The sequence below is a fragment of the Mesorhizobium sp. M0815 genome (assembly GCF_040319995.1).
GTDB lineage: Bacteria > Pseudomonadota > Alphaproteobacteria > Rhizobiales > Rhizobiaceae > Mesorhizobium.
The window spans coordinates 161668-186161 of record NZ_JAMYOU010000006.1; the positions used below are offsets into that span (position 1 = coordinate 161668).

Annotated in this window: 19 protein-coding genes; 5 read left to right on the top strand and 14 right to left on the bottom strand. The window is 64.4% G+C overall.

Annotated elements, in window-relative coordinates; genetic code table 11:
* Positions 1–175: 175 nt before the first annotated feature.
* A complete protein-coding gene (locus tag NKI01_RS10060) occupies positions 176–2488 on the bottom strand; it encodes a glucose/quinate/shikimate family membrane-bound PQQ-dependent dehydrogenase (RefSeq protein WP_352495137.1) in 2313 nt (770 codons plus the stop codon).
* A 252-nt stretch (positions 2489–2740) separates the two neighbouring features.
* Between NKI01_RS10060 and NKI01_RS10065 the strand changes: the two genes are divergently transcribed.
* Positions 2741–5425 (top strand): ATP-dependent helicase, encoded by a 2685-nt coding sequence (locus NKI01_RS10065; protein WP_352639759.1) that lies wholly within the window; start codon positions 2741–2743, stop codon positions 5423–5425.
* Between the two features lie 9 nt (positions 5426–5434).
* On the opposite strand, the gene NKI01_RS10070 is transcribed toward NKI01_RS10065, so the two are convergent.
* The 5 genes from NKI01_RS10070 to NKI01_RS10090 form a co-directional block, all read right to left on the bottom strand.
* Complete coding sequence (locus NKI01_RS10070) at positions 5435–6484, bottom strand: ABC transporter permease (RefSeq protein WP_352589930.1); 1050 nt, start codon at positions 6482–6484, stop codon at positions 5435–5437.
* Positions 6481–7278 (bottom strand): ATP-binding cassette domain-containing protein, encoded by a 798-nt coding sequence (locus NKI01_RS10075; RefSeq protein ID WP_352589927.1) that lies wholly within the window; start codon positions 7276–7278, stop codon positions 6481–6483. The genes NKI01_RS10070 and NKI01_RS10075 overlap by 4 nt, the downstream gene beginning before the upstream one ends.
* 86 nt (positions 7279–7364) lie before the next feature.
* The gene (locus NKI01_RS10080; protein ID WP_352589924.1) at positions 7365–8378 is read right to left on the bottom strand and encodes a substrate-binding domain-containing protein; all 1014 of its coding nucleotides are present in this window, start codon (positions 8376–8378) and stop codon (positions 7365–7367) included.
* A 105-nt stretch (positions 8379–8483) separates the two neighbouring features.
* Positions 8484–9392 carry a sugar phosphate isomerase/epimerase family protein gene (locus NKI01_RS10085; protein WP_352589921.1) on the bottom strand — a complete coding sequence of 303 codons (909 nt, stop codon included), beginning with the start codon at positions 9390–9392 and terminating at the stop codon, positions 8484–8486.
* Entirely contained in the window at positions 9389–10423 is a 1035-nt protein-coding gene (locus NKI01_RS10090; RefSeq protein ID WP_352482907.1) for a Gfo/Idh/MocA family protein, read from the bottom strand. The genes NKI01_RS10085 and NKI01_RS10090 overlap by 4 nt, the downstream gene beginning before the upstream one ends.
* Before the next feature lie 196 nt (positions 10424–10619).
* Here NKI01_RS10090 and NKI01_RS10095 point away from each other — a divergent pair, with 196 nt between their 5' ends.
* Complete coding sequence (locus NKI01_RS10095; protein ID WP_352589918.1) at positions 10620–11645, top strand: LacI family DNA-binding transcriptional regulator; 1026 nt, start codon at positions 10620–10622, stop codon at positions 11643–11645.
* Positions 11646–11676: 31 nt separating this feature from the next.
* Here the strand turns inward: NKI01_RS10095 and NKI01_RS10100 are convergent, their stop codons facing one another.
* From NKI01_RS10100 to NKI01_RS10125, 6 genes are read right to left on the bottom strand one after another with little or no spacing between them, the layout of a single operon-like run.
* Complete coding sequence (locus NKI01_RS10100) at positions 11677–12573, bottom strand: ribokinase (RefSeq protein ID WP_352857849.1); 897 nt, start codon at positions 12571–12573, stop codon at positions 11677–11679.
* Between the two features lie 30 nt (positions 12574–12603).
* The gene (locus NKI01_RS10105; RefSeq protein WP_023721163.1) at positions 12604–13479 is read right to left on the bottom strand and encodes a MurR/RpiR family transcriptional regulator; all 876 of its coding nucleotides are present in this window, start codon (positions 13477–13479) and stop codon (positions 12604–12606) included.
* Complete coding sequence (locus tag NKI01_RS10110) at positions 13476–14453, bottom strand: ABC transporter permease (RefSeq protein WP_352589912.1); 978 nt, start codon at positions 14451–14453, stop codon at positions 13476–13478. Before NKI01_RS10110 ends, NKI01_RS10105 begins: the two co-directional genes overlap by 4 nt.
* Before the next feature lie 16 nt (positions 14454–14469).
* Positions 14470–15996, bottom strand: a complete 1527-nt coding sequence (locus NKI01_RS10115) for a sugar ABC transporter ATP-binding protein (protein WP_352589909.1) — start codon at positions 15994–15996, stop codon at positions 14470–14472.
* A gap of 56 nt (positions 15997–16052) precedes the next feature.
* A complete protein-coding gene (locus NKI01_RS10120; protein ID WP_352963038.1) occupies positions 16053–17111 on the bottom strand; it encodes a sugar ABC transporter substrate-binding protein in 1059 nt (352 codons plus the stop codon).
* 41 nt (positions 17112–17152) lie between these two features.
* On the bottom strand, positions 17153–18142 hold the full coding sequence (locus NKI01_RS10125; RefSeq protein ID WP_352963041.1) for a TIM barrel protein: 990 nt from the start codon (positions 18140–18142) through the stop codon (positions 17153–17155).
* Positions 18143–18388: 246 nt separating this feature from the next.
* Between NKI01_RS10125 and NKI01_RS10130 the strand changes: the two genes are divergently transcribed.
* Positions 18389–19867, top strand: a complete 1479-nt coding sequence (locus NKI01_RS10130) for an esterase-like activity of phytase family protein (RefSeq protein WP_352963043.1) — start codon at positions 18389–18391, stop codon at positions 19865–19867.
* Between the two features lie 147 nt (positions 19868–20014).
* On the opposite strand, the gene NKI01_RS10135 is transcribed toward NKI01_RS10130, so the two are convergent.
* Entirely contained in the window at positions 20015–20803 is a 789-nt protein-coding gene (locus NKI01_RS10135) for a L,D-transpeptidase (protein ID WP_352481524.1), read from the bottom strand.
* Between the two features lie 199 nt (positions 20804–21002).
* Here NKI01_RS10135 and NKI01_RS10140 point away from each other — a divergent pair, with 199 nt between their 5' ends.
* Positions 21003–22475: an MATE family efflux transporter gene (locus NKI01_RS10140; RefSeq protein WP_352481525.1), complete on the top strand. Its 1473-nt coding sequence runs from the start codon at positions 21003–21005 to the stop codon at positions 22473–22475.
* Positions 22476–22484: 9 nt separating this feature from the next.
* Here NKI01_RS10140 and NKI01_RS10145 read toward each other — a convergent pair whose 3' ends face one another.
* Positions 22485–23672: an MFS transporter gene (locus NKI01_RS10145; RefSeq protein ID WP_352963046.1), complete on the bottom strand. Its 1188-nt coding sequence runs from the start codon at positions 23670–23672 to the stop codon at positions 22485–22487.
* Positions 23673–23847: 175 nt separating this feature from the next.
* Here NKI01_RS10145 and NKI01_RS10150 point away from each other — a divergent pair, with 175 nt between their 5' ends.
* The gene (locus NKI01_RS10150; protein WP_023721173.1) at positions 23848–24423 is read left to right on the top strand and encodes a TMEM175 family protein; all 576 of its coding nucleotides are present in this window, start codon (positions 23848–23850) and stop codon (positions 24421–24423) included.
* Positions 24424–24494 lie beyond the last annotated feature (71 nt).

Here is a 24494-nt window from a genome sequence, read left to right on the forward strand (position 1 = left end):
CGAAGCCTGGCTGGTCCAGTCACGGCTGAGTGAGGGCTGCCATAAGTCTCTGCACGATGGCCTTGATGCCGCGTTGGTCCAGCAGGCCGAGACAGCCGCCGGCCCGCAGCTGACCAACGAGGTACTTGCATCGGTACCCGACCTGAAAGGGCATCTCGGGCTCTGAGGAACTTCTCTATTTCGGCAGCGTATAGGCCATCACATAATCGCCCGGCTTGGTGCCGACCGAGCCGTGGCCGCCGGCAACGATGACGACGAACTGGCGTCCGTCGGCTACCGTGTAGGTCATCGGTGTCGACTGCCCGCCGGCAGGCAGCCGCGCCTGCCAGAGCTGTTTGCCGGTCGTCAGGTCATAAGCGCGCACATAGTCGTCGACCGCCGCACCGAGAAAGGCGACGCCGCCGGCAGTGATCATCGGCCCGCCAATGCCCGGCACGCCGACCTTGAACGGCAGCGGCAGCGGCGTCATGTCGTAGACGGTGCCGTTGCGATGCTTGTAGACGATCTTGCCGGTCCGAAGGTCGGCGCCGGCCACATAGCCCCACGGAGGCGCCTGGCAGGGAATGCCGAGCGGCGACAGGAATGGCTTCAATATCACTGCGTAAGGCGCACCGTCATTGCGGTTCAGGCCTTGTTCGCTGCCCTTGGTATCGCCCGGCGGCGGCACGTCGGCGCGCGGCACCAATTTGGAGATGAACGCCAGGTATGTCGGCATGCCGAACATCACCTGCCGGACCGGATCGACTGCCACGCCGCCCCAGTTGAAGGTGCCGAAATTGCCAGGATAGATCAGCGAGCCTTGCAGCGACGGCGGCGTATAGCGGCCCTCATACCGCAGCTTCCGAAGCTCGATCCGGCAGGCCAGCTGGTCGAACATGGTGATGCCCCACATATCCGCGCCGGTCAGTGGCTTCGGACTGAAGCTGAGGTCCGAGACCGGCTGCGTCGGCGAGGTATGGTCGCCTTCGATCGCGCCGCCCGGCGCCGGCACTTCCTTGACCGGAACGATCGGCTCGCCGCTGCGCCGGTCGAGCACATAGAGGTCGCCCTGCTTGGTCGGCCCGACCAGCGCCGGCACCACACCACTGGCCGTGGTTATGTCGACCAGCGTCGGCTGCGCCGGCACGTCCATGTCCCAGAGATCGTGATGCACGGTCTGCCGCACCCAGCGCAATTGTCCGGTGTTGAGATCGAGCGCGGTGATCGAGGAAGAGAATTTCTCGTCATTGGCGCTGCGTCCGGCGCCGAGCTGGTCCGGCGTCTTGTTGCCGAGCGGCACATAGAGCAGGCCGAGCTTCTCGTCGGCGCTCGCCGTCGACCACATATTGGGCGAGTTGTTGGTGTAGGTCTGGCCCGGCGGCAGCGGCGTCGTCTGGTCCGGATTGCCGGAATCCCAATTCCATAACAGCGCGCCGGTGTCGGCATCGTAGGCACGGATGACCCCGGACGGCTCCTGCGTCGAATAATTGTCGTTGACCGCGCCGCCGACGATGATCTTGTTGGCGACGATCAGCGGCGCGGAAGTCGAATAGTAATAGCCCGGCTTCGGATATGGCATGTTGGCGAGCAGGTTCAGCGTGCCGCCCTCGGCAAATGTCGGACAGACCTGGCCATTCGCCGCGTCGAGCGCGATCAGCCGGGCGTCCGATGTCGGCAGATAGATGCGCGTGGCGCAGGGCTGGCCGGCGGCGATCTTGGCATCGGCATAGTAAGCCACGCCGCGGCAGGTCTGGTGCTGGCGGTCCTTGTTGAGCTTGACCTGCGGATCGAAACGCCATTTCTCCTTGCCGCTCGCGGCATCGATGGCGATGGCGAAATTATGCGGCGTGCAGATGTAGAGCGTGTCGGCGATTTTCAGCGGCGTCACCTGATAGGTCGTCTCGCCGATGTCGTCGGGCCCTTTCACGTCGCCGGTGCGATAGGTCCAGGCCGGCTGCAGATTGGCAACGTTTTCGGGGGTGATCTGGTCGAGCGGCGAATAGCGCTGGCCATATTGCGTGCGACCGTAATAGTGCCATTCGCCGGCCGGCACATTGCCGCCGAGTTCGGCCGTCGGCGTCACCTTGTCGGTGTTGAGTTGGCCGGCAATATCCTTTGGGTCCGTCGTCATCGAATAACCGGCGACGCCGAGCGATGCCAGCACCGCGAGGATCAGCGGCGCTCGTCCGTCGGGACCGGTAAGCCCGCGCCGCGCCCATGGCGTCAATAGCCACAGCGCGACAAGCACGATGATGCCGCCGCGCGGGCCGAGCTCCCACCAGTCGAAGCCGGTTTCCCAGACAGCCCAGGCGAGCGTGCCGAGCACGATCGCCGCGTAGAGCCACAGCGCCGTGGATCTGCGCCTGTAGAGCAGCCAGGCAGCGATCAGGAAAGCTATGCCGGCGATGACGTAATACCAGCTGCCGCCCAGCGTCACGAGCCAGATGCCGCCGCCGCCAAGCGCCAGGCCGATGAGGAAAAGGATCAGGGAGGTGATGACCACAGCCAAGACGGTGCTCCTTCGACTGGTGCGCTCCGCGACGCGTCCATGGGCAACCCCGCATTGCGTGCCTGCCCCCACGCAACTTTCTCCGGCCCGCTTCCCCTGTCAAGCAAGCTCGGCGTTTTACGGCGTCGACCCACGGCAAGCTCGGCGTTTTGGTTAGCGGACCCATTCAGATTGTGAGTCTACCGACTGGACAGAGAACAAAACGGAGACACTTCTGGCCTTTCGCTGCCGAATCACTACATTCGGGGAGAGATGTCCGGCTTTTCGGAAGACATGCCCTTTTTTGACGAACCGAACGCGCGGCCCGTGGCCCCCTCGGGCATCGCCGCGCGCGCCATGGCTGCCCGCAGCAATCAAAACAACGCGCCCGATTATCTCAACGGCCTCAACCCCGAGCAGCGGCTGGCGGTGGAAACCACCGAAGGCCCGGTGCTGGTGCTGGCCGGCGCCGGCACCGGCAAGACGCGCGTCTTGACCACCCGCATCGCCCACATCCTTGCCACCGGCAAGGCCTTCCCTTCGCAGATCCTCGCCGTCACCTTCACCAACAAGGCGGCGCGCGAGATGAAGCAGCGCATCGGCCTGTTGATCGGCGAAGGCAATGTCGAGGGCATGCCGTGGCTCGGCACCTTCCACTCGATTGGCGTGAAGCTGCTGCGCCGACATGCCGAGCTGGCCGGGCTCAAATCCGACTTCACCATTCTCGACACCGACGATGTCGTGCGGCTGATCAAACAGCTCATCCAGGCGGAAGGGCTGGACGACAAGCGCTGGCCGGCCAAGCAGTTCGCCCAGATGATCGACGGCTGGAAGAACAAGGGCCTCGGTCCCGCCGACATCCCCGAGGGCGATGCCCGTGCCTTCGCCAACGGCAAGGGCCGCGAACTCTACAAGGCCTATCAGGAGCGGCTGCAGACGCTGAATGCCTGTGACTTCGGCGATCTCCTATGTCACCCGATCCGCATCTTCCGCGCCAATCCGGACGTGCTGAAGGAATACCACAAGCGCTTCCGCTACATCCTCGTCGACGAGTACCAGGACACCAACACCGCACAGTACATGTGGCTGCGCCTGCTGGCCCAGCGGCCTCAAGGCAAGCCAATCTCCCCCCTCGCGGGGGAGATTGGGCGCTCTTCGGCCGAAGGCCGCAAGCCCGACCGGGCGTCGGCCGGCCAGGCCGCCCCCGCGGAGGCCAGCGAGCGAAGCTCGCGCGCGGCCGTGAGCGAAAGCAAAGTTAACATCTGCTGCGTCGGCGACGACGACCAGTCGATCTATGGCTGGCGCGGCGCCGAAGTCGACAACATCCTGCGCTTCGACAAGGATTTCCCCGGCGCCACCATCATCCGGCTGGAGCGCAACTACCGCTCGACCGCGCACATCCTCGGCACCGCCTCGCATCTCATCGCCCACAATGAGGGCCGCTTCGGCAAGACGCTGTTTACCGAGAAGATCGCCGAGGACGACGAGAAGGTGCATGTCCACGCCGCCTGGGATTCCGAGGAGGAGGCCCGCGCCGTCGGCGAGACCATCGAGGCCTACCAGCGCCAGAAGCACAATTTGAACGATATGGCGATTCTCGTCCGCGCGTCTTTCCAGATGCGCGAATTCGAGGACCGCTTCGTCACGCTCGGCCTCAACTACCGCGTCATCGGCGGCCCGCGCTTCTATGAGCGGCTCGAGATCCGCGACGCGCTGGCCTTCTTCCGCGTCGTCGCGCAAGGCGCCGACGACCTCGCTTTCGAGCGCATCGTCAACGTGCCGAAGCGCGGGCTTGGCGAGGCCACCATCCGCCAGATCCATGATACCGCCCGCGCCCTTCGCATCCCGATGCTGGAGGCGGCGGCAAAACTCGCCGAGAGCGACGAGCTGAAGCCGAAGCCGCGCGCCGCACTTCGCGAGGTCGCCGCCAATTTCGAACGCTGGCAGAAGGCTCTGGAAACCACCCCGCATACCGAGCTCGCCGAGACCATTTTGGAGGAGAGCGGCTACACCGACATGTGGAAGAACGACCGCTCGGTGGAAGCGCCCGGCCGGCTCGAGAACTTGAAAGAACTGATCCGCTCCATGGAGGAGTACGAATCGCTGCGCTCCTTCCTCGAACATGTCGCACTCGTCATGGACGCCGAGCAGAACGCCGAGCTCGACGCCGTCAACATCATGACGCTGCATTCGGCCAAGGGCCTCGAATTCGAGACCGTCTTTCTGCCTGGCTGGGAGGAGGGCCTGTTCCCGCATCAGCGCGCACTCGACGAGGGCGGCCGCTCCGGCCTGGAGGAAGAGCGCCGCCTTGCCTATGTCGGGCTGACCCGCGCCAAGAAGAACCTGCATTTGTGGTTCGTCTCCAACCGCCGCATCCATGGCCTCTGGCAATCGACTATCCCGTCGCGCTTTCTCGACGAACTGCCGGAAGCCCATGTCGAGGTCGCCGAAAGCGGCAACTCCTATGGCGGTTACGGCAACGCCTATGGCGGTGGTTCTTTCGCCTCCGGTCGTGGTGGCCAAGGGGCAGGAAGACAGAACCCCTACGGGGCGTCGCGCTTCGACAACATTGGCGGCAATTCCGGCGCCGAGAAATCCGGCGCTTTCTCCAACACCTATGCGACGCCGGGCTGGCAGCGCGCTCAAGCGAACCGCACCGAGGCGACCGACCGCAATTGGGGCACGCGCTCCGGTCACCAGGTCGAGCGCATCGGCTATGGCGAAACCGACTCGGGCTACGGTGCCGGCCGCACCTCGATCAAGGGCCGCACCATCGACGGCGAGCTGGTCGCCAAATCCGTCGCCGACACGCCCTCCCCCTTCAGCGTTGGCGACCGCGTCTTCCACCAGAAATTCGGCAACGGCAACATCTCGGCCATCGAAGGCAACAAGCTGACCATCGACTTCGACAAGGCCGGCCAGAAACGCGTGCTGGACGGGTTTGTCACGGGGGTTTGAGGCCGCCGGTCACCGATACCGCGCTTGGTTCCACTTATGGCCGAGCAGCGACAGGATAATGATCAGCCCGTTGAAGAACTGGACGTAGAAGCCGCTCAGTCCCGCCGCGACGACGCCGGTCTGGATGAAGGACACCGTAACCGCGCCGATCGCGCCGCCGACGACGGTGCCGATGCCGCCCCAGGTCGGCGTGCCTCCGACGAACACCGATGCCAGCACCGGCAGCAGGTATCCGTCGCCCGCCGTCGGCCACCAGGTGAAGTTGATCATTACCGAGAACGTGCCGGCGATCGCCGCGCCGATACCGACGAAGACGAACACTTTCACCCTGACGCGCTTGACATCGATGCCCATCTGCTGGGCGCTGTCGGGATTGTCGCCGACCACCTTGACCTGGGCACCGAAGCGATGGCGGTTGTAGAGCAGCGCCGACAGCACGACGAAGGCGATGGCCCAGAATATCTGCACCGGGATGCCGTAAAGCTGGCTGGAGAAGATCTTGTAGGCCCAGCTGTCGGCAAGGCCGGTCAGCGCGGTCGACCTGCCCTCGTTGATGATCTGGATCAGGCCGCGCAGCAGGAAATTCATGCCGAGCGTGGCGATCAGCGACGACAGCCCGCCATAGACGACCAGCGAGCCGACCAGGAAGCCGAGCAGCATGCCGGTGACGATTGCGGCGGCGATGCCGAGGAACGGGTCGTAGCCGGCCTGCACGACCAGCGCGAACACCCATGAGGCAAAGCCCATCGTCGCCGGAAACGACAGGTCGATCTCGCCACAGGTGACGACGAAGACCAGCGGCACCACCACGAACAACGCCACCGGCAGCGTGGTCAGCACGGAACTGTAAAGATACCAGGTGGTGAAGACCGTCGGATTAGCGATCATGAACACCGCCATCATAACGATGAACACGGCCAACGTGCCGAGTGCGGCGCGGTTGTCGAGGATGAACCCGCGCAGCCAATTGTCGGACGGGTGTCTCCACTCTTTCCCGGCGGTTTCGCCATGCGTGGTGCCGAGGGGGCTCTGCAGATCGGGTTCCATGGTCTTGCTCATCGTGCCGCCCTCTCCGTATCGCCCGCGTCGTGCAATCCCGGCAATCCGCTGGGGTGGGCGACGTCTTCCATGAAATTGATCAGATCCTCGGCCGACTTGACCTCGCTCCGGTCGGCGGTGAGCGCGACCTTTCCGCGGTCCAGCACCACGAAGCGATCGGCGATGTCGAAGACGTGGTGGATGTTGTGGCCGATGAACAGGATCGAGCGTCCGCTCGCCCGCACCTGGCGCACGAAGTGGAAGACCTTGGCGGTCTCGGTCAGCGATAGCGCGGTCGTCGGTTCGTCGAGGACTATCAGCTCCGCCTTCTTATAGATGGCCCGCGCGATCGCCACGCCCTGGCGTTCGCCGCCCGAGAGCTGGCCGACGATCGACTGTGGCGTGAACACTTTCGAGGTGAAGCCGATCTCGCGCATCAGCCGGCTCGCCTCCGCGATCTCCTTGTTGACCTTCAGCCAGCCAAGCCAGCCGGTGAGTTCGCGGCCCATGAAGATATTGCGCACGATCGTCTGCTGCACGGCGAGCGCCCGGTCCTGGAACACCGTTTCGATGCCGGCGTCGCGCGAGCGCGCAGGGTTCCATCCGGTCACCGGCTTGCCGCGGACGAGAATCTCGCCGCTGGTCGGCTTGACCACGCCAGACAGGATCTTGATCAGCGTCGACTTGCCGGCGCCATTATCGCCGATCAGGCCGACCACCTCGCCGCGATCGACGCTAAGATTGACCCCACCCAGCGCATAGACCTGGCCATAGGACTTGCTGATGTCGCGCAGTTCTATGATGCGTTCGGCCATGGCGATCCTCGCTTGATTTTCGCGTGCCGGCCTTTTCGCCGGCGGTCCCGCCGGCCGGGCTCGATCCCGGCCGACGGCTTGGGAGGTCAGCGCAGCGCCTGCTTGGCGAGCTCGGCGACGATCTCGTAATTCTGTGGCGTGACGAAACCGGCGCCGGTGTCGACGTTCATCGGCGCCAGACCCAGCACCACTTGCTGGCAGAGGCTGAGGATCGGCAGATATCCCTGCAGGAACGGCTGCTGGTCGGCCGTCAGTTGCACCCAGCCGCCCTTGAAGCCCTCGACGATCTGCGGGCTGGTGTCGAAGCCGAAGTTGAAGATATCGCCCGGCTTCCTGCCCGCCGCCTGCATGTAAGTCGGTACGTTGCCCAGCATCTGCCCGCCGGGATAGCCAACCGCCTTGACGTCGGGATTGTTGAGCAGTGCCGCGGTGATCACCGGAATGGCCAGATTGGGGTCGGAAGCCCATTCGCCGCTTGGCGGCGAGGAGAGCTGTATGACCTCGACGCCCGCTTCCTTGAGGGCAGCGACAGTGCCGCGCTCGCGCGCGCCGCGGCTCTCGTTTTCGAACGGGCCGATCATAATCGCCTTGTCGCCGGCCTTGAGCCCGGCCAGCTTGACCGCCTCGGCGCCGAGCGCGCGGCCCTGCTGCTCCTGCTGGGCGCCGACATAGCCGCCGCCGAACGCCGCCGTGACCGTCGGCACCGGCACGTTCTGGTACATCATCTTGATACCGTCCTTGTGTGCCTGTTCGGCCAGCGGCATGATCGAAGCGTCGCCGGGGTGGCCCATCATGGCGATGCCTTGGGGCTTGACCGCGACAGCCTCGCGCAACTGCTGCACCATCTTCTCGACATCCCACTGGGAAAAGATGTAGTCGACCTTCGGCCCGAGATCGGCCGCCGCCTGCTTGGCACCATTATAGACGATCGTGCCGAAGGCATCGCCCTCCGCCCCGCCGACGAAGAAACGGATATGGACATCCTTGCACCACTGGGCATCGAGCGCCTGCGCCGGCAAGGTCGAGAGTGCGGCGGCGAGCGCCATCGCGGCCGCCGCGACGGTCGAGCGCAGAACTGTCCTTCTCATCGTAATGCTCATGCACTTATCCTCCCTTTGTTCCCTCGCTAACCGAGGGGTTTCGACGATCGCTTCGGCAAGGCGCCGCAATCTTTCCCTGGCCGGCACCTCCCGCCGGCCGAGTTCTCACACCGGGTTCGGCAGGTAGCTCGCGCCTCCCCGGCATTGTTGGAGATAATCCAGCGCACGCGCCTGGCCGGTGATCTCGAGATCGCCGCGATAGACCGGGTCGTGCCAGCCCTCGATGTCGATGGCGCCCTTGTAGCCGGCCAGCCGCAGCTCGCTGATCACCCTTGTCCAGTCGCTGTCGCCGAAGCCCGGCGTGCGCATCTGGACGAACGGCAGGCGACCGAACACGCCATGTTCGCGGATCACGTCCCAGCGCACCGTCGCGTCCTTGCCATGGACGTGGAAGATGCGCGGCGCCCATTTGCGGATCTGCGGGATCGGATCGATCAGGTAGACCAGCTGGTGGCAGGGCTCCCACTCCAGGCCGAGATTGTCGTCCGGCAACTCGTTGAACATCAACTCCCAGGCGTCCGGATTGTGGGCGATGTTCCAGTCGCCGCTGGCCCAGTTGCCGTCCATGGCGCAGTTCTCGAACGCGATGCGCACGCCCTTGTCGGCGGCGCGCCTGGCCAAGGGTCCCCAGACCTCGCGGAAACGCGGCAGGCTGTCGGGCAGCGGCTTGCCGCGAATGCGGCCGGTAAAGCCGCTGACCATATTGGTGCCGAACAGATGGGCGTTGTCGATGATCGTTTCCCACGCCTGGAGCACGCCGCGATCGATCTCGCCGCTCTCCAGCGGATTGCCGAACACGCCGATCGACGAGACGATGACATCGGCATCGCCGATCGCCTCGCGGATCTCGCCCGCCAGCCGCGGAATGTCCTTGCCGCCCAGCGTCTGCCAGAAGAACGGCTGGATGCTCTCGAAGCCGAGCGGCAGGATCTGCCTGACATAGGCGGCCGGGTCGTCGAGATTGGCCCGCACCATTGTGCCGATCCTGATGTCGAGCAGCGGGTTTGGCATCATGATCCTTCCTGTGCAGCGATGGCGACCCGGCGCCCGGTCTCGGCGCTCTCGATCGCAGCGAAAACCATGGCCAGGCTCTTGATGTTGTCGGCGCCGCGCGTCTCCGGCTCGGTGCCGGTTTCGACGGCGCGGACGAAATCCTGGATGATGCCGAGATGGCCGCCGACGCGATCGGCCGGGTCGAGCGGCGGCACGGCGATCGGTTCGGTGCGGTCGAACAGGCCTTCACGGACCGGCCGCACGACTTCCGCCTTCAGCCCATCCTCGCCGTCCCAGACAATGCTGCCGCGCTCGGCGACAATACGCCATGTACTGTCCCAACTGGTACGGAAGCCGGCCGCGCACCAGCTGCCGGCATAGGTGAACAGCTTGCCGCCGCCGAGGTCGAAGCTTGCGGTTGCCGACGACCCTTGCCGATACCAGGAATTGGCCGGCTCCCACTCCTGGCAATGGACACCGGCCGGCTCGCCGGCCACCATGTAGCGGGCGGCATCGAATGTGTGGATCGCCATATCGAGCAGCAGCACATGGCGCATCTCTTCGCGAAAACCGCCGAAATGCGGCGCAACGAAGAAATCGGCGTGGATGCTGGTCGCAGCACCAATGACGCCGGAAGCGAGAAAGCGCCGGATGCGCCTGACATTGGCGACATAGCGGCGGTTCTGCACGACGGCATGGATGCGCCCGGCGCTGCGGGCGGCCTCGACAATGGCACGCGCATTGCCCGGGCTGTCGGCCAGCGGCTTTTCGGTCAAGAGGTGGCAATGATGGGCAAAGGCGGAAAACGCGACCTCGCGGCGGGCGGCGGGAACCACCACGTCGAATACCGCGTCGGGCCTGGTCTGGTCGAGCACGGCGTCGAGGTCGGTTCCGATGACAGCGCCGGAAAGCTCGTATTCGCGCGCCCTCGCCCGCGCCCTTTCGGCGTCGATATCAACCAGGCCTACAATGGCGAGCCCGTCGATCTGCCTGGCCGCATCGAGCCAGGCCTTGCTCATCGCTCCGCAGCCGACCAGGACGACATTGATCATCCAGTGTTCCTCCCTCTCGGCCCCTCCAGACCGATCCTCACGGCATTCACGGCAGGGCCGTGAATGTTTTTCCGTAAACGTTTACGAGAACACACCCGATGGCGTAGAATGTCAATTGGCCGGTTGCGAAAAATCGTGGTGTCGGCTTGGCCCGGAGAGCAGCCGGTGCTAGCCAAGCAAGGGGGAGAACTGTCCTTTGGCGTCCAGCATTCACGACCTTGCGCGTCACCTGAACATTTCGATCGGCACGGTGTCGCGCGCGCTCAACGGTCGCGCCGACGTCAATGCCGACACACGCCAGCGCGTGCTCGATGCGGCCAAGAAACTGAACTATTCACCGAACCAGTCCGGCCGCAGCCTGCGGCGCGGCGCCACCCATTCGATCGCCTTCATGCTGCAGCCGCATCCGGGCGACCAGGAGTATGGCGAGCCGTTCTTCATTCCATTCCTGACCGGGCTGCAGGCCAAGCTCGCCGAAAGCGGGCTCGACCTGATCGTGGTGATGGGCGCGCCAGGCGACTATCAGCAGGAGCGCCTGCGCCGTGTCGTCGAGACCCGCCGGGCCGATGCCGTGGTGCTGGCCTGGACGCGGCGCGAAGACGAGCGCATCGACTATTTGACCCAGGCCGGTTTCCCGTTCGCGACGCTCGGCCGCAGCCGTTCCGGCGGCGATGCCTACCCCTCGCTCGACCTCGACTTCGAAAAAGCCGGAGCTGACGCCGTCGATCGTCTCGTCGCGCGCGGCCACCGGCGCATCGCCGCCATCCGCCCGTCGCTCGACCTCAATTTCGGCTATCTGTTCCTCGCCGGCTATCGCAAGGCGTTGCGGCGGCACGGCATCGAATTCGACCCCGAGTTGATCGCCGACGGCTTCATCAACGAGGCCGGCGGCTACGCGGTGACACCGAAGGTCATGCGCTCCAAGGACCCGCCGAGCGCCATCATCTTCAACAACGACGCGATGGCGCTTGGCGGCTGCAAGGCTCTGGCCGAGGCGGGAATCAAGCCCGGCCACGACATCGCGGTGATCGTCATCGTCGACACGCCGCTCTGCCGCTATTTTTCGCCGGCGCTGACCGGCTTCCGCCCGGCGCTGGAGCCGATGGGCGAGCGGCTGGCCGAAATGCTGCTGGCATCGATTCCGGCCTTCGCCGGCACCGAAGGCGCCCGCATCATCCGCGAAGTCTGGCCGCTGGAGCTTATCGCGCGCGACAGCGATTGAGCGCGGCGGTCACCGAGCAGGTTCAGATTGATCAAGGCCCGCCGCGCTCGCGCTCCGGCGTTGCAACCAGCAAGGCCGCTGCGGCATTGGCGGCGGCAAGTGCCGCCTCGACAGGCTGCCCACGCGCAAGCCCCGCCGCGAAGGCGCCAACGAATTCGTCGCCGGCACCGTGGGTGCTGATGACCTTCACCGGCATCGCAGGCAAGGCGAACGCCTGGCCGTCGCGGTCGCGATAGGCGACCCCCTCCCCGCCGGCGGTGACGATGGCAGCCGGGTAGGAGCCGACGAGCATACCGGCCGCATTCGCAGCACCCTCGAGCGTGTCGACGACCGGAACACCGGCCAGGAATTCCGCCTCGATGGCGTTGACGATGACGATGTCGGTGAGCGCGATCAGCTCGGCGGACAGTTTCCGGGCGGGTGCGGCGTTGAGGAGGACGCGGCCGCCTTGCGCCTTCACCGCCCGCGCCGCGGCGATATTGGCGGCTTCCGGCACCTCGTTTTGCAGCAGCAGCACCGCCGTTTGCGCGATCAGCTCGGCCGCCTCCGCAATGTCCTTTTCGCTGAGAGTGAGGTTGCTGCCCGAGACGATCACCGCGCCATAGTCGCCGCTGTCGTCGAAAATCGCTACGCTCATGCCCGAGCCGGCGCCGGAAGCCTCCCGCACGGAGCGCCGGTCAACGCCCCAGCGATCGAGATTGTCGAGAAGCGTGCGGCCGAAATCGTCATCGCCGACAGCTCCGATCATTGCCGCACGCACGCCGGCCCGCGCTGCCGATACCGCCTGGTTGCCGCCCTTGCCACCGCATTTTGGATGCCAGGCATGACCGGTCACCGTTTCGCCCTTGCGTGGGCGATCGGGGGCTTCGACCATGATGTCGTAATGCAGGCTGCCGAATACGGTGACCAGCGGCGGGGAAGCCGTCATGTGCCCTTGACTTTCACGAGCCGCTGCCTTTCATGAGTTCTTGTCTTTCCGTTTCGACGTCACCGCGGACATGGTGCGGCCGAGATTGCGCTCCGCCGCCTGGTAGTCGCGTTGCGCCACCGCGACGAACAGCGCGTCGAGGATGTTGAGCTGGGCAATGCGCGCCGCGGCGTTCTCACCCATCAACGGCGAGCCTTGCGCGGTCGAGCAGAGCACGATGTCGGCGACGGCTGCCAATGGCGAGTTATCGTAGTTGGTGATGGCCAGCGTGCGTGCGCCGCTTTTGCGCGCAAGCTGTATAGCGTCGATGACGGCGCTGGTGTTGCCGGAATGCGAAAAGCCGACGGCGATGTCGTCGGCGCCGAGCAACGAGGCCGACATTAGCATCATGTGCGAATCGTCGTAGACAGAGGTGCGGATGCCGATCCGAAGGAATTTGTGCGAGACGTCGCGTGCGATCTGCGCCGAACCGCCGACGCCGTAGAAATCGCGGTTCCTGGCGCGGTAAAGCAGATCGGCGGCGCGGTCGAAATCGTCCATGTCGAGGATGGCGAGCGTCTCCTCCAGCGCCTGGATGGAGGTGCGGAACACCTTCTGCACGATTTCGGCCGAGCTGTCGTCCACCGACAGCTCCTGATGCATCTCGGCGGTCGGCAGGCGGCTGTATTCATAGACCGCCGTGCGGAAATCGCGATAGCCGGAAAAACCCAGCTTCTTCGCGATTTTGACCACCATCGCCTCTGAGACGCCGGCCTCCTCTGCGATCTGCTTGAGCGGGATAGTCTCGTCGAAGCCGCGCCTGCCGAAGACGGTTTCCACCACCTTCGCCTCGAGCGGCGTCAGATGCGGCATCATCATGCGGATGCGCGGCCCTACTGCTTTCAGATCCAGCCCGGTCAATGTCATCCACGTCCCCTCGTCACGCGATCGACAAGCATCGCGGCGAGGATTATAAGGCCAGTTGCCAGGAGCTGATAGAAGGACTGCACGTTCATCAGCGTCAGGCCATTGCGCATGCTGCCAAGGATGACGGCACCCAGGATTGTGCCGACGACGCTGCCCTTGCCGCCCATCAGCGAGGCACCGCCGATCGCCGCCGCTGCTATGGCGTCGAGCTCCCAGAGATTGCCGAGAATGGGTTCGGCCGCACCCAACCGGCCGATCAGGATCTGTGCGGCAAGCGCCGCCAGCAGGCCCGAGATCATATACGCGGCGATCTTGGTGCGGGCGATCGGCACGCCGGCTATATAGGCCGCTTCCTCATTGCCGCCGACGGCGAGCAGATATTCGCCGAACGGCGTCTTCTTGAGGATGATCCAGGCAATCAGCGCGACCACGGCCACGATAATGACCGCCAACGGCAATCCGAACAGCGAGCCATTGAAGATGGCACGGAAGCCGGCAGGCAGGCCGAGCACCGGATTGCCGCCGGTATAGATCAGCGCCAGCGCCCGGTAGGTGCTGAGCGTTCCCAGCGTGACGATGAAGGGCTGCAGCCCGACATAGGCGACCAGCACGCCGTTGAGCAGGCCGCAGGCAAGGCCGATGGCGAAGCCGGCGGCGATGGCCAGCGGAAACGGCACGCCGCCAACCAGCATCGAGGCCGAGATGACTGCCGAAAGAGCTGCCGTCGGCCCGACGGACAGATCGATGCCGCCCGAGATGATGACCAGCGTCATGCCCAACGCCAGGCAGGCATTGATGCTCGACTGCTGCAGGATGTTGATCAAATTGCGCTCGGCAAAGAAGCCGGGGACCAGCGCCCCGAAGACAGCGAGGATCACCACCAGGCCGATCAGCGTGCCAGCGTCGCGCACCGAAAACCGGTGCAGGAAATCTGCGCTTGGGCGCGCTGCTGTGTGTTGGGTTATATCGGTCATCCGCTGGTCCTGTCCGTTATGCACCGGCCCGACGGCCTTGCGCCTTGCCGGCCTCAATCTCCGTTTGGGGTATGGCGTGCGCGGCGATCGCCTGTTCGCTGAGACTTGCGCGGCCCAGTTCGGCGGCGACCGTGCCGTCGCGCATGACCAGCACCCGGTCGGCGAGCCGGATCACCTCGGGCAACTCGGACGAAACGACGATTGCCGAATGGCCTTCGGCGGCGAGCTCCTCGATCAGGTGGTAGATCTCCGCCTTGGCGCCGACATCGATGCCGCGCGTCGGCTCGTCGAACAGAAGGATCCGCGTTCCCGCCGCCAGCCAGCGGCCGATGATCGCCTTCTGCTGGTTGCCGCCGCTGAATAGGCGGATCGGCCGGTCGAGCAGGAACGGTCTGAGATTGACGCGTTTCATCTTCTCGGCTGCCACGCGCTTCAGCCGGCGGTGGTCGATGACGCCGCGCGGCGCGAACACGCCCATCGACGCCAGCGCCATGTTGCTGGAGATCGACCGCAACGGCACGATGCCTTCGCGCTTGCGCTCCTCCGGCACAAGGCCGATGCCGGCGGCGATGCCGCCGCGCGGACTGGAAAGTTTTATCGCCTTGCCGTCGATCTCCATTGTGCCTGATGACGCCCGGTCGGCGCCGGCCAGCAATCGCAGCAGCTCGGTGCGGCCCGAGCCGACCAGGCCGGCAATGCCCAGCACCTCGCCGCGATGCAGGTCGAACGAAACGTCATGGACCTTGGTCGCCGAGGCCAGGCCACGCACGCTCAGCCTGATCTCGCTGGAAGCATGCGAGCGGTGCTGTTCCTGCGCAAGTTCGCGGCCGACCATCATCGAAACGACGGCCTTTTCCGACACCTGCGCGAGATCAACGGTTTCGACCACGACACCGTCGCGCATGATGGTGGCGCGCTGGCAGATGCCGAACACCTCATCCAGCTTGTGCGAGACATAGACGACCGTGACACCGTCGCGCGCCAGGCCCGCAATCACTTCGGCCAGCCGTTCGAACTCGCTCGGCGTGAGGCTCGATGTCGGCTCGTCCATCGCCACGATCCTGGCGCGGTCGAGCAGCGCCCGGGCAATCTCGACGATTTGCCGCTGCGCCACCTTCAGCGAGCCAAGCGGGGCTGCCGGATCGATGGTCGGGTCGATGGCGGCCAGGGCTTCCGCAGCGCGGCGCTCCTGCTCGCGCCGTGCGACGAAGACGCCGCCGCGCGTCAGCGGATGGCCCAGGAACATGTTCTGGGCAACGCTGAGACGTGGCACCTGCTGTAATTCCTGATGGATCATCGCGACGCCCGCGGCCCGCGCCTGGACCGGGTTGTTCAGCGTCACCGGCCTGCCGTCGATGAAAACGCTTCCCGCTGTCGGCCGGTAGACGCCCGACAGGATGCGCAGCAGCGTCGACTTGCCGGCGCCGTTCTCGCCAAGCAGGCCATGGATTTCGCCGGCGCCGACCGAAAAGGACACGTCGCTCAGCGCCCGCACGGCCGGAAACAGCTTGGAAATGCCCTCGAATTGCAGCCGCGCTGACATTGCTTCGGTTCTCCAAGCAAGGGTGCCGACCCAAGGCCGGCACCCGCCGCCCTGCTCTATTGGCCTGCTGCCGCGTCCTCGAGCAGCGCTTTGCGCACGGCGTCGCCGCCGCCCGAGTAACGGTCGGCATTGTCCTTGGTGATCAGCGCCTGCGGGGTGGCAACAACACGCGGCAGCTTCTGCCCAGCCACCAGTCGCAGCGCCGATTCCAGCGCCACCTCGCCGGTCAGCACCGGGAAGCTGTCGACGGTACCGGTCAGCTCGCCGGCCCGGATCGAGGCATAAGCGTCGGAAATCCCGTCGGTGCCGAAGACGGCCACCTTGTCCTGCAGACCGGCCGCCTTGACCGCTTCGACGATGCCCAGCGCCATGCCGTCATTATTGGCATAGAAGCCGATCAGGTCGGGGTGCTGCTGCAGGATATTGGTGGCCGCGTCGTAGGAGGTCTGGCGATCCCAGTTGCCCGGCACGCTGGCGACGACCTCGAACTTGCCGCCTTCAGTGATCGTGCTCTTGAAGCCGTCGGTGCGCTGGACGGCGGCGTAGACGCCGGCCTGGCCTTCGACGATGGCAACCTTGCCGCCATCCGGCCGGTTCTTGATGAACCATTTGGCGACACGCACACCATTGTCGCGCTGGACATTGCCGACATAGTACTCGGCCTGCGGGATGACCGCGTCATTGACGTTGACCACCGGCACGTTGGCGGCCCTGGCCTGTTCCATGATCGGCTGCAAATTGGAGTCGGTCTGCGGTGAAACGAGCAGCACGTTGTAGCCTTGCGTGACCAGGCCTTCGGCGATGGTGAGCTGGCCGAGCTGGTCGCCCTCGCTCTGCGCCGCCTGGTAGACGACGGGCACGCCGATGCGGTCGCCGAACGACTTGTAGCCCTCACCCAGCGAGCGCCAGTATTCGTTGGTCAGCGTCTTGGAGACCGCACCCGCCTTGGTGCCCTCGGGCAGCTTGGGGAAAGCCCCGAACTTGGCCTCGAGCTGCGACCAGTCGATGCGATCCTTCTCGGTGTCGGAATTGAGCGGCGCGAGATCCGCGGAAAACACCGAGCCGATGGACAGCGTCATCAGGGCAGCGGTAGCGGTGACGAGCAGACATTTCATGGTCTTTCCTCCCTTGTTGAAAAACGGTGATGGCGCCGGCCTCAGCTGTCCGGCCCGAGCATGGCTTCCTGGATGATGGCCTGCGACGCGACCGCGTCCTGACGATCGACGGCGGCTGACAGGCGGTTGTCCTTTTCCAGCCGCTCGACGACGCGCAGCATGCGCTTGACGGTGGCGATGTTGACTTCGCATTCGTGGACGGGATCGAGCCCGGTCATGTCGGGGAACGTGTCGAAGTAGATGGCCCCGGCATAGCCGTCGCGGCGGATCTGCCTGAGCAGCTCGATCGTCTGCAGCGTGTGCACGGCACCGACCATCAAGCCGTCGTCGCGCTTGGCGTAGCCATCGTTGAGGTGCACGCCGAGCAGCTTGCTGTGCCGTGCCACGAGGGCGGCGGCGAAAGCCGGCTGCTCGTCGGCATAGAGCACATGGGCGAAATCGAGCGTCACGCCGAGATTGGGCAGGCCGATCTCGCGGATCGCCAGCAAGGTCGTCGCGGCATCGGGCATCAGGCTGTAGGAGCGCGGCTCGTTGGGTTTGTATTCAAGGCTGATCTGGCAGCCCGGATCATGCGCCGAAACTTCACGAATGCCATCGATTTCGTGTTGCCAGAGTGTTGCGTAGTCAGCCTGGAAGGCGTAGTCGAAGCCATCCTGCCCTAACCACAATGTCATCAGGCTGGCGCCGGCCTCGCGCGCGGCGTCGATGCCGGCCTTGGTCAGGTCGATGGCCTCGCGGCGAACGGAAGGATCCGGATTGGTGAAGGCCCCGAGCTTGAAGGCCGGATTAGAGTAGTAGCGCATGGCGAAGCCATTGATGGAAAGCCCGAGATCGCAGAGTTTGCGTGCCATTTCCGCAGGTTTTTCATCGACATGGTCGGGGAAGTTGAGGTCGAGATCGGTCAATTCCGCAACCTTCGCCGCACGCGCCGCCATTTGCAGCATGGACGGTTTACCAACAAGATCAGGCCACTCGGCCTGTGGCCGCGAGGCAAAGGAATTGAGGCGGGTAGCGAAACGACAGACTGTCATCGGTGACCTTTCATTGTCATAACTTCACATAAGAATGATTATTTGTAAAGTTGTTAATTGCTCTCGGTGGCGACGGATTCGCCATGCCCGGGCTAGTTGCGACCACATGAGGCCAGGCAAGCGCAGCACTGTCACGCAAGTATCATGTTCGCGTCCTAGATCGCTTCTCCGAAGGCTTTCGCGGCATTCTCGATGCGACGCGGCGCTTTTTCAGATCCCGGCTGTTTTGTCACAAAGAGGATTTCCATGAAAAACCTGCACCGAAACGCGTCCCTCGCAGTCGCGCTGGCGATGTTCACCGCCTTGACTCCGGCCTTGGCTGAAAACGCAGCGACCGTCGGCGGCGTCAGCTTCGTCAACAAGGGCCTGGTCGGTGTCGGTCGCATCCCGGCCAGCCAAAGGGACAAGTTCGGCGAGACGTTTGGCTCCGGCTCGGGCATGGCGATCGACGCTGCCGGCTGGACGCATGGCGCCGATGGCTATAAGGGCTCGCTGTGGCTGCTGCCGGATCGTGGCTACAATGTCGTCGGCACCACCGATTACCGTCCGCGCATCAACACGATTGCCATCGAATTCGCCCCGATCGCACCGGGTGCGGCACCAGCCGCCGGCCAGGAACAGTCGGGCCTCAAGGCAACCCTTGCCGACACCATGCTTTTGACCGACGACAAGGGCGCCGACGCAACCGGCCTCGATCCGCTCAACGGCGTGCGCGCCGCGACCGACGACATGCCGATCCTGCCCGAAGCCAACGGCAAGCTCGCGCTCGATAACGAGGCGATCGTGCGGCTGCCCGACGGCACCATGTTCATCTCGGACGAATATGGTCCGAACATCTACCACTTCTCCGCCGATGGGCGTCTGATGTCGGCAACGCAGTCACCGGCGGCGCTTGTCCCGATGCGTCATGGAACGCCGAACTTCGCGTCCAACAATCCGGGACCGGGCGCGGCAGACCCAGATCCGACGGATCCCGAAACCGGCCGTCAGAACAACCAGGGCCTCGAAGGCATGGCACTGACGCCGGACGGGAAGTTCCTGATCGCTGTGCTGCAATCGGCCCCCAGACAGGATGGCGGCGATTCCGCTTCGACGCGCCAGAACACGCGCGCGCTGGTCTACGATGCCTCGGATCCGGCCCAACTCAAGCTTGCGCATGAATATGTTGTGCCGCTGCCGGTGTTCACCGATGCCAAGGGCAAGACCAAGATTGCCGCGCAGAGCGAAATCGTGGCTCTGTCGGACAAGACCTTCCTGATGCTGGCGCGCGACAGCGGCAACGGCCAGGGGGTGAAGGGCGACACCTCGCTCTATCGCGAGATCAGCGTCGTCGATGTGTCGGCGGCAACCGACATCGCCGGCACCGAGTTCGACAAGGACAAGCCGGTTGCGCCCAAAGGTGAGCTCGATCCCTCGGTCACGCCGGCCAAGCTGACGCCGTTCATCGACATCAACGACAAGACCGAGCTCGGCCGCTTCGGGCTGCACAATGGCGCGCCCAATGACCGCAACAACCTTTCGGAGAAGTGGGAGGCGATGTCGGTGGTGAGCGTCCGCGATCCAACACGGCCCGACGACTATTTCCTGTTCGTCGCCAACGACAATGACTTTCTCACCCAGGACGGCTTCCAGGTCGGCGCGGCCTACAAGGCCGAAGATGGCCCCGATGTCGACACGATGTTCCTGGTCTATCAGGTCACGCTTCCAGGCCTCGCCGGGAAGTAGCGACACCCCCAGGCAGGCGGACGCGCCTAACGCGTCCGCCTGCCTGGCACGATCGAACGGTCGGGCCCTTCAGTTGCGGCTCGCCGGCACAAGGATTGTGTTCTAGTGGGTTTGCAAAACCTAAGACTGATGATCCGTCGAAGGCACTTACCTCAACATCTCCGCGTCCTTTGGCACGCCCGCATCGATCGGCTCGGCCGTCCTGTCCGACACGGCGGCGATCTTCCCGGCGGCCGACAGGTTCGGGCGCACGAAGACCGGCGCGACGCCGTCGACGCGGCTGTAGAGGTCGATAATGTCCTGATTCATGAAGCGCACACAGCCGGAGGAAGCGTTCTTCCCGATGGAATCCCACTCCGGCGTGCCGTGCAGCCGGTACATCGTGTCCTTGCCGTCGCGGAAGAGATATAGCGCGCGTGCGCCCAGCGGGCTGTGGGGGCCGGGCGGCATGCCGTCCTTGTATTTCGCCAGTTCCGGCCGGCGCTGGATCATCTCCGGCGGCGGCGTCCAGACCGGCCACTTCTTCCTCGCCTGAACCACGGCGCTGCCGGTCCATCCGAAACCGGCCTTGCCGAGGCTGACGCCATAGCGAATTGCCTTGCCGCCGTCGCGCACCAGATAGAGGAAGTGCTCGGAGGTATCGACGACGATCGTGCCGGGTTTTTCTCCGGTCGGATCGGACACGATTTGGCGCACGAATTTCGGATCGACCTTGGCTACCGGGATTGCCGGCAGTTGATAGCCCTCGTCGACGCGCGCCGCATACATACTTGCGGCATCGCCGAAAGCCGGATCGCTTGGCGCCGCGGTCACTGGCGGCGCCGCTACGTCCGTCGTGGTGCACGCCGAAAGAGCCACGGAGGCCGCGCCCAAAGCGGATGCACCAAGAAACGCACGCCGGTTCAGGCGCTCAAAAAACAGCGGAATATCGGACATGAACCCCCGGCTTGCCCATGAGATCCAGGAAAGATGCGGCCCCACGCGTGCAGGATCAATATACGATTCCGGAAGCTTTGAGAACATGATTGGATCAAGGCACGCCAGGCGGAATTCGCAACGCTGCGTCGACCTGTCTCGTTAAATCGGCAATCATTGCGGACCGGACTCAAGATAAGCCTTCGCCGAGTTGCCTGCCATGGACGACAAGATGCCCGCGCGCCGGCGGACCAGCGACCTCACCAGTGGACCTATCCCGCGTACATTGCTGCTGTTCGCCCTGCCGGTGCTCGGCTCCAATGTTCTGCAGTCGCTCAACGGCTCAATCAATGCCGTCTGGGTCGGTCGTTTCCTCGGCGAAGCGGCGCTGACCGCCACGTCCAATGCCAACCTCGTGCTGTTTCTCATCCTCGGCACCGTCTTCGGCATCGGCATGGCGGCGACCATCCTGGTCGCGCAATCGGTCGGCGCCCGCGATCTGCCCGAAGCCCGCCGCATCGTCGGCACCAGCGCCACCTTCTTCTTCCTTGTCTCGGTGGTGTTCGCGGTCTGCGGCTGGATCTGGGTCGATACAATCCTCAATGCGCTCGGCACGCCGGCCGATGCGTTGCCGCTGGCGCGCTCCTATCTGCGTATCATTTTTCTCGCCGTACCGATGATGAACCTGCTGTCCTTCGTCATGACGGTGCTGCGCGGCGCCGGCGATTCGCGCACGCCTTTCCTATTCATGGCGCTGGCCGTCGTGCTCGACGTCATTTTGAACCCGTTGCTTATTCTCGGCATCGGCCCGTTCCCCGAACTCGGCATCGCCGGCTCGGCCACCTCGACGCTGATCGGCCAGACGGTAAGCGTGCTTGCCATCCTGATCGTGCTTTATGCGCGCAAGCACCCGCTGCGGCTGGCCGGCGCCAATCTTGCTCTGCTGCGGCCGGACCCGGCGCTGCTGCGCATTGTCGTCTTCAAGGGCGTGCCGATGGGCCTGCAGATGATCGTCGTCTCGTCCGCGGCGCTGACTGTGATGGGCATGGTCAATGCCTACGGCTCGCAGGTCGCCGCTGCCTACGGCATAGCCGCCCAGCTCTGGACCTATATCCAGATGCCGGCGCTCGCCATCGGCGCCGCGGTCTCGTCCATGGCGGCGCAAAATGTCGGCGCCGGGCGCTGGGACCGGATCGGCCGCATCGCCGCGTCCGGCGTCGGCTTCAACCTTGTGCTTACCGGCGTGCTTGTCGCGCTGCTGTTCGTATTCGATCGCGCGGTGCTCAGCCTCTTCCTCAGCAGCGACAGTGCAGCGATCGACATCGCCACTCACATCAACAAGGTCGCATCCTGGTCCTTCATCCTGTTCGGCATCACCATCGTGCTCTTCGCCACTGTGCGTGCCACGGGCGCGGTGATGCCGCCGCTGATCATCCTGGTGATCTCGGTACTTCTGGTGCGCACCAGCTTCGCCTATTTCTTTCGAAGTGCGATCGGTGAGGAAGCGTTGTGGTGGAGCTTTCCGGCCGGCTCGATAACCTCGCTCGTGCTGGCCACGGCCTATTATCGCTTCGGCGGTTGGCGCAGCGTGCACATGATCGAGAGCCGGCCGGCTGCCGGCGAACCGCCGGATACCGGCCTCGGCGTGCCGCGCCAGCGCGCGCATCTTTCGCCCGAGACGCCGAACGGCTGAAAGGCCGGCTCAGCGCGCGTATTTCGCGCCAAACCCGAGCGCCACCAGGGAAAAGACGACAATCATGCCGGCAAAGGCCAGGCTCGCCACGGTCGCGCTTGCCACGGTCGACAGGATGCCGATGCCGATGACCGGCAGCGCGTTGCCGCAAAAACAGCAGATGAAGAAGGCCGAGACCACTTCGGCGCGCCGGTCCGCCGGCGCGATCTCGTTCACCACTTGCAAGCCGCCGCGATAGCCGAGCGCTGCCGACACGCCACACAGAGCACTTGCGGCGACCATGATGGCCATCGAGGCGAAGACCTGCGCCGCAACGATCAGTGCGACGCTGGGGATCATCAGCGCAAGTGCCGCAAACATCGCGGCCCGGCTCGAAAGACGCGTCGTCGCCACAATGGTGCCGGCCGCCACGATCGACAATTCAAAGAACAGAGCGCCGGCTACCGCATGGTTGGCTACCTGCAGTTGCTGCGCCAGGATGCTCGGCGCGAGTGCCGCATAAAGGCCGACGAGCGCCATCGCGCCAAAGCCGGTCACCGCCGGCGCAACGAAATTTGCGCGGATGTCATCAGGCACGGAAAGCCGCGGCCGCATCGAGACGTCAGCCAGTTTTCCCGGCCGCGAAACGGTTTCCTGCGTACGCCAGATCAGCAGGGTTACGATCGCTAGCATCGCCAGGTGGACGACGAATATCAGCCTGAGCGGCCAAGGTGCGTATTCTGCGAGCAACCCGGCCCCCAGCGCACCAATGCCGAGGCCGAGAAAATTGGTGCTGGTGGCAATCGTCGCCGCCTGTGACTTGTCGTTGGCCGAGAGCAATTCGGCGAGCCAGGCCGTCCCAGTCCCGGCGCCGACGCCAATTCCCAATCCGCTCAAAATCCGGGCGATGTCGAGCCACGCGACATTTTCTGCGAACAGGAAAAACACCGCGCTGACGACGGCCACCGCCATCCCGGCCAATGCCATCGGACGGCGCCCGATAACATCGGACACACGGCCCAACATCAGCAGCGCTGCCAGATTGCCGATGACATAGACGGCGTAGACCAGCGTCAAAGTGATCTGCGAGAAGCCGAAGACCTGCTTGTAGATGATGTAAAGCGGCGTCAGCGCCGTGCTGCCGGCGAAAAGAGCCGCGATCATGGCAGCCACGGCAGCCGCTGCGGCGCTGCCGCCGAGTTCGTGATCGCGCGTCATGACTTGAGCGTGAGCTGTCATTTTTCGACCTTTTGCTGTTCGGGATCTGACACCAAACGCCTTTTTCGCGTCAGCCGTTCCCCCTTCCCGACTTGCTCCTGACAAGTTTGGCAGCTTTGCCGATGGCGCTGAGCGAGATCCTCTTTTAACCTCAGCGGATTGTCAGGGGAGATTCATGGGCAAAGGACGGGTCGAGGCATTCACCGATGGCGTGGTCGCCATCATCATCACCATCATGGTGCTGGAATTGAAGGTGCCGCATGGCGAGGATTTTTCCGCGCTGGCACCACTCTGGCCGATATTCCTCAGCTATGTGCTGTCCTTTATCAATGTCGGCATCTACTGGAACAATTTGCACAACATGTTCCATACCGTGCAGCGGGTTGACGGCCGCGTGCTGTGGGCGAACCTCAACCTGCTGTTCTGGCTATCGCTGATGCCGGCGACGACAGCCTTCATGGGTGAGAACCATTTCGCGCCCGTGCCGGTCGCCGTCTATGGCGTCGACCTGGCGCTCTGCGCCATCGGCTTCAACATCCTCACCATGGCCCTGCATCGACTGCACAGCAGCGAAACCCTTTTCGCCAGGGCATTGGGCAATGACCTCAAGGGAAAGATCTCGCTGGCCCTCTATATCGCCGCCGTCGCACTGACCTTCGTCAATCACTGGATCGGTGTCTCGATCTATGTCCTGGTAGCGCTGATCTGGTTAGTGCCGGACAGGCGCTTCGAGCGGCTAATCGAGAAATAGACAGACCATGATCCCGAACCGAAGGACCGCGTCAGCGAAAAGTGGATGCCGGTTTTCGGAAAAGATCATGG